The sequence below is a fragment of the Streptomyces longispororuber genome (assembly GCF_024448165.1).
GTDB classification, from domain to species: domain Bacteria; phylum Actinomycetota; class Actinomycetes; order Streptomycetales; family Streptomycetaceae; genus Streptomyces; species Streptomyces longispororuber_A.
The window spans coordinates 1-4,987 of the sequence record NZ_JAMOLN010000367.1; the positions used below are offsets into that span (position 1 = coordinate 1).

Here is a 4,987-nt window from a genome sequence, read left to right on the forward strand (position 1 = left end):
CGGCGGGCTGCGCGGCGGCGACGTGCGGGTCGGCGGGGGCGCAGTGGTGGTCGTGGTGGACGACGGCGGCGGGTCCTGCGGCGAATCCGTCGTGGCAGGTGCCGGAGAGGAACAGGGCGCACAGGGCGAGCAGCAGCGCGAGGGCCGCCCCCCGCCTGCTCACCCCGCACCGCCTCACGTCACTCATGGTGCGGACGAGACTACGACGCGTGACCGGTCATCGGCAAAAACAAACCGAGGCCGGAATCCCAAGAGATTCCGGCCTCGGCCTTCAGTAGCGGGGACAGGATTTGAACCTGCGACCTCTGGGTTATGAGCCCAGCGAGCTACCGAGCTGCTCCACCCCGCGTCGGTGAACCCAACAGTACGCCATCGGGAGCAGTGAGGCGAATCCGTTCAGGCGGACCGTGCGTGGGTGAGCGTCTCCCACGCCACGAACAGGTCGTCGGTACCTTCCGGGCGCTGCTTCCTGGTGAGCTTCTCGGTCTCCGGGAGGGCCATCTTCAGGCGGCCCTGCAGGTGGCTGAGGCCCACCTCCGTGTCGGGTCCCATGTCCCGCTGGACCTTGCCGCCGCACAGCCAGCCCGGGGCGGCGGCGCCCAGCTGGTACTTCGAGTGGAACTCCAGCGCGGCGGCGAGCCGGTCCTTCACCTCGCCGTACAGGTCGAGTCCCTGGTGCCAGGCGGTCTCGGCGATGTGCGAGGTGGCGGCGAGGGAGTAGCTGGCGTGCTTGAAGTTGCGGCAGGTCTCCTGGGAGAGGCCGTCCTTGAAGGTCTTCTGCCCGAACCAGTACGTCTGCAGCTTGGCCGGGGTGTCGATGTCGCTGCCCTCCGGCTTCACGGGCAGCGGGCCGTCGGACGAGAGGTAGAAGTAGGCGGGGACGCGGGTGCGGAAGTGGTGGACGGCCTTGTCGAAGGCGGCCTGGTCGTTGAGGTAGACGGCCATGTTCATGGTGGCGTCGGCCATCACGAGGTCCCAGTTGCCGTTGAAGTCGGCGGAGCCGGACTGCACCTCGGGCAGGTACACGGTGCGCAGCATCCGCTGGAACTTCAGCTCCTCGCCGTCCGGCCAGCCGTCGTACGTGTACTGCATCAGCTCGGCGGCCTTCGCCCAGGAGGTGCCGGCCCAGGCGGTCTGCAGTCCCGCGTTGCCCTCGGTGTGCTTCGTCACCACGTCCGACCAGGCGTCCATGATCTGCACGGCCTTGTCGGCGTGGGCCTTCTCGCCGGTGATGTTCCAGAGCAGTGCCTGCGTGTAGGCGGCGATGGCGTCCTCGCGCTCCTCGACGCAGCCCTGCCCGGGGCGGGTGTCGGGCGGGCACACCACCACGTCGTACGGCTTCGCCCTGTAGTCGAGGTCGGCGTACTTGCTGCCGCTCATCTCCTTGTACGCCGACAGCCACGGCTCGTCCTTGTGGGCGACGTGGTTCCGGACGGCGGCGAGCTGCGCCTTGCCGACCAGGACGCCCGGGTGCGCGAAGGGTGCCCCGGAGGGACGCGGTTCGGGGCGGGCCTGGGCGCCGGAGGTGGCGTCCTGCCCGGAGGACGATCCGCACGCCGTGGCGGCGATCACGAGGACGGGCGCGAGGGCCCCGAGAAGAACACGCCGCTGCCACGGGCCCATTGCCGCTGCCATGCCATACCTCCGGTTCGGTCACTGGCAGCCTGACCCCTGCGGGCGACCGGCGCAGGATCTGTTGCGCCGGTCGGGACAGCAGGGGTCAGAGGTCGAACTCGTGCGGCGGCAGGCCGAGCATCTGGCAGGCCTCGCGGACGACGCCCCGCTCGGTCGCGTCGAAGTCGCCGTCGGCGCCGCCGATGACGATGCCGATCTGCACGACGGCGCGCGCCTCGGCCTCCTTCTTCTTCGCCTTGGCGACCTCCTGGAGCACGCTGACCTTGCCGAAGTCGAAGTCGGCCGTCAGCTTGTCCAGGTTCTCGTCGAAGCGGCGCTGCAGGTCGGCCGCCGGGAAGTTCTGCAGCACCTCGTTCGAGGTGATCAGCTGGGCGACACGGCGCCGCTCGGCCGGGTCGATCGTGCCGTCGGCGGCCGCGACCAGGGCGCACATCGCCATCGACGCGTCCCGGAAGGCTCCGGACTTCAGGTCGTTCTTCTTCGCCACGAGCTGCGTCTGCATCGTCGACGCGGACTCCTTGATGCGGTCCCACAGGGCCATGAGCGATCCTCCAGAGATTGTTTCTACAGCGGTGTAGAAACTAGCGGAAGGGCCCGGAAGTTCCGCCCTAGACTTGCGGGATGCCGACCTTCGACGATCCGCCCGGCGACGTGCTCGCCGAGGCCGCCGCCGCGTTCGGGCTGCTCGCCTCGCCCGCCCGGCTGCACATCGTGTGGGCCCTGGCGCAGGGCGAGAGCGATGTCACCGGCCTCGCGGAGCGGGTCGGCGGGGCGCTGCCCGCCGTGAGCCAGCACCTCACCAAGCTGAAGCTGGCCGGTCTCGTCCGGTCCCGGCGCGAGGGCCGCAGGCAGGTGTACTACGTCGACGACCCCGGCGTCGTCGCCGTGGTGCGGCTGATGATCGGCCAGCTGACCGAGCGGGCGGCCGCGCCGGCCCCGCGCGCCCGCCGGTTCGGTGCCTGACTCCTCGGCGGCGGCCGGCACCGCGGACCCGCCCGGCCGGTCCCGTCAGGGCCTCCCCCGGTCCGTCGCCGAAGCCCCCAGCACCCTCCAGGTGCTGCGCTCCCTCGACAGCGGGCCGCGCGGCCTGACCGAGGACGAGGCGGCGCGGCGGCTCGCCCGGTACGGCGAGCACACGCTGCCCGGCACCCGCCCCGACTCCCTCGCCCGGCGGCTGGTCCGCGGCCTGCGCGACCCGTTCACCGCGGTCCTGCTCTGCCTCGGGCTCGTCTCCGCCGCGGTCGCGTCCTGGGGCACCGCGACCGTCATCCTCGTCCTGGTGGCGGTCAGCTGCGCGCTGCGGGCGGGCGGCGAGCACCGGGCCGAGCGGTCCGTCGCCGCGCTGCGCGAACTGGTCGCGACGACCGCCACGGTGGTGCGCAGACCGGGCCGGGACGAGCCGCCCGCCGACCGCGAGCTGCCGGTGTCCGACCTGGTGCCCGGCGACGTCGTGCGCCTCGGCCCCGGCGACCCGGTCCCCGCCGACGTACGCCTGCTGCGCGCACACGGCCTCACGGTGCACCAGGCGGCGCTGACCGGGGAGTCGGTGCCGGTGCCGAAGCGGTCGGCCGATCTGCCGGACGGCGCGGCCGACGACCGGCACCTCTGCTTCCAGGGCAGCAGCGTCGCCGCGGGCAGCGCCACGGCGGTGGTCGTGGCGACGGGCGCGGACACCCGGTTCGCGGCGGCCCTCGACACGGCCGGGCGGCGGCGCGGCGCGAGCGCCTTCGACCGCTCGGTGCACGGCATCTCCTGGACCCTGGTCCGCTTCATGCTGCTGACGCCGCCGCTGGTCCTGATGGCGAACGCGGCGCTGCGCGACCGCGGCCTGGAGACGCTGCCGTTCGCGGTGGCGGTCGCCGTCGGGCTCACCCCGGAGATGCTCCCGGTGATCGTCACGACGGCGCTCGCCCGCGGCTCCGCACACCTCGCCCGGGACCACGGCGTGATCGTGCGACGGCTGCCCGCGCTGCACGACATCGGCGCCGCCGACGTCCTGTGCGTCGACAAGACCGGCACGCTGACCGAGGACCGCCCGGCCGTCGACGCCGACCGCTCCGACCCGGACGCGCTGCGCTGGGCGGGCGTGGCGGCCTGGTGGACGCTGCAGACGGCGGAGCTCCCGACGCCCGACCCGCTCGACGAGGCGCTGCTCGCGGCGACGGACCCCGACTCCTGGGAGGCGTACGACGGGATCTGCGCGCTCCCCTTCGATCCGGTACGCCGCCTCGCCACCGCCGTCGTACGGGAACCGGGGACGGTCCTCGGTACGCACACGCTCGCCGTGAAGGGCGCCGTGGACGACGTCCTCGACCGGTGCGCGCTCGACCCCGCCGAACGCTCCCGCCTCACCGCCCGCGCCGCCGCCCTGACCAGCGAGGGGCTGCGCGTCCTCGCGGTCGCCACGGCCGAGCGGGCCGCGCGGCGCCGCCCGTGGACGACGGCGGACGAGCGCGGCCTCGCCTTCGTCGGCCTCGTCGCCTTCACGGACACGCTCGCGCCCACCGCCGCGGGGGCGCTGCGCGCGCTCGCCGACCGGGGCGTCATGGTCAAGGTCGTCACCGGCGACCATCCGGGGACGGCGGCGCGCGCCTGCCGCGACCTGGGCCTCGACCCGGGCGTCGTCCGCACGCCCGCCGACCTCGACGCGCTCACCGACGCCGAGCTGGCCGGCCTCGCCCGCGCCACCACGGTGTTCGCGTCCTGCACCCCGGCCCACAAGGCCCGGGTCGTCCGCGCCCTGCGCACCGGCTCGACGGTCGGCTTCCTCGGCGACGGGGTCAACGACGTGCCCGCGCTGCACGCCGCGGACGTCGGGGTGTGCGCGCGGGAGGCGGCGCCGGTCACCCGGGAGTCGGCGGACCTGGTGCTCGCCGGTTCGGCGGGCGACGGGCTCGACGCGATGGCGCACGCCGTCACGGCGGGCCGGCACGCCAACGCCACCACCGCGTCCTACCTGCGGATCACCTTGTCGTCCAACCTCGGCAACGTCATCGCGATGCTCTCCGCCGGGCTGCTGCTTCCGTTCCTGCCGATGCTTCCGGCGCAGGTCCTCGTCCAGAACCTGTGCTTCGACGCGGCGCAGCTCTCCCTGGCGTACGACCGTCCTGACGCGCGCGTCCTGTCCCGCCCGACGGCGCTGCGGCCCCGGGCGTTCCTGCGCGTCATCACGGGGTTCGGGCTGCTGAACGCCGCGGCGGACCTGGCGACGTTCGGCATCCTCGTCCTGGCCGGTCCCGGCCTCTCCTCGCCCGACGCGTTCCACGCGGGCTGGTTCACGGAGAACCTCCTCACCCAGGCGCTGGTCATGCTGCTCCTGCGCTCGACGCGCAACCGGGCCCGGCCGGTGTGG

General features: G+C 73.6%; 5 protein-coding genes and 1 tRNA gene. 2 read left to right on the forward strand and 4 right to left on the reverse strand.

Going from position 1 to position 4,987, the window contains the following annotated elements; all coding sequences use genetic code 11:
* The 4 genes from M4J07_RS46690 to M4J07_RS46705 all read right to left on the reverse strand — a co-directional run.
* On the reverse strand, nt 1-187 hold a 187-nt coding region (locus M4J07_RS46690; RefSeq protein ID WP_255983284.1), incomplete at its 3' end, for a hypothetical protein.
* An 88-nt stretch (nt 188-275) separates the two neighbouring features.
* Nucleotides 276-349, reverse strand: a tRNA-Met gene (locus tag M4J07_RS46695).
* A gap of 47 nt (nt 350-396) precedes the next feature.
* A complete protein-coding gene (locus M4J07_RS46700) occupies nt 397-1,635 on the reverse strand; it encodes an alginate lyase family protein (protein ID WP_255983286.1) in 1,239 nt (412 codons plus the stop codon).
* 85 nt (nt 1,636-1,720) lie between these two features.
* Complete coding sequence (locus M4J07_RS46705) at nt 1,721-2,176, reverse strand: tellurite resistance TerB family protein (protein ID WP_255983288.1); 456 nt, start codon at nt 2,174-2,176, stop codon at nt 1,721-1,723.
* 80 nt (nt 2,177-2,256) lie between these two features.
* Between M4J07_RS46705 and M4J07_RS46710 the strand changes: the two genes are divergently transcribed.
* On the forward strand, nt 2,257-2,598 hold the full coding sequence (locus tag M4J07_RS46710; protein WP_255983289.1) for an ArsR/SmtB family transcription factor: 342 nt from the start codon (nt 2,257-2,259) through the stop codon (nt 2,596-2,598).
* Nucleotides 2,591-4,987, forward strand: a 2,397-nt coding sequence (locus tag M4J07_RS46715) for a cation-translocating P-type ATPase (protein ID WP_255983290.1), incomplete at its 3' end; no start/stop codon positions are given. The genes M4J07_RS46710 and M4J07_RS46715, both read left to right, overlap by 8 nt.

Coding starts and splice junctions, on each gene's coding strand:
- M4J07_RS46700 (WP_255983286.1), bottom strand. CDS start 1,635: ATGGCAGCGGCAATGGGCCCGTGGCAGCGGCGTGTTCTTCTCGGGGCC.
- M4J07_RS46710 (WP_255983289.1), top strand. CDS start 2,257: ATGCCGACCTTCGACGATCCGCCCGGCGACGTGCTCGCCGAGGCCGCC.
- M4J07_RS46705 (WP_255983288.1), bottom strand. CDS start 2,176: ATGGCCCTGTGGGACCGCATCAAGGAGTCCGCGTCGACGATGCAGACG.